This window comes from Pseudomonas sp. ICMP 460 (genome assembly GCF_002723595.1).
In the GTDB taxonomy this organism is placed as follows: domain Bacteria; phylum Pseudomonadota; class Gammaproteobacteria; order Pseudomonadales; family Pseudomonadaceae; genus Aquipseudomonas; species Aquipseudomonas kitaguniensis.
Genome location: NZ_LKBR01000072.1, coordinates 1 through 365 on the forward strand (window position 1 = coordinate 1; position 365 = coordinate 365).

1 protein-coding gene is annotated in these 365 nt (G+C 59.6%); it reads right to left on the minus strand.

Annotation, left to right across the window (positions count from 1 at the left end; translation table 11 throughout):
- Positions 1 to 192: 192 nt before the first annotated feature.
- Positions 193 to 354 carry a hypothetical protein gene (locus AO240_RS29455; RefSeq protein WP_177445873.1) on the minus strand — a complete coding sequence of 54 codons (162 nt, stop codon included), beginning with the start codon at positions 352 to 354 and terminating at the stop codon, positions 193 to 195.
- Positions 355 to 365: the final 11 nt, after the last annotated feature.

The window sequence follows — 365 nt, forward strand, 5'->3', positions numbered from 1 at the left end:
CAATCCAGGTTCGGTTCATACACTTTGCTGGTGTTAAAAGCACTTGAGGCGCGGGCGCCGGTGCGACGTTCGTAGTTCAGCTTGATCAGTTGATTATCGTTTTGCGTGGCCAACTGACGTTCAGACCAGACCGGCGCCGGGGTGCCCGCGCGGTTGGCGGCATCTTCCTCAAGTTGCAGGCTGTGTAAGGCTTCAAAGGCGGCGACTNGCTTCAAAGGCGGCGACTTCCTCGGCGGTCATGTCTGCCGCGGGGCCGTTTTTCATCAGGCGGGCGTAAAAGTCGGTGTGTTTGGCACGGCCCTTGGCATAACGGCTGATTCGCCAACCGGTGATATGCCCGGCTTCGCGGGCCATGACCGCTTCCA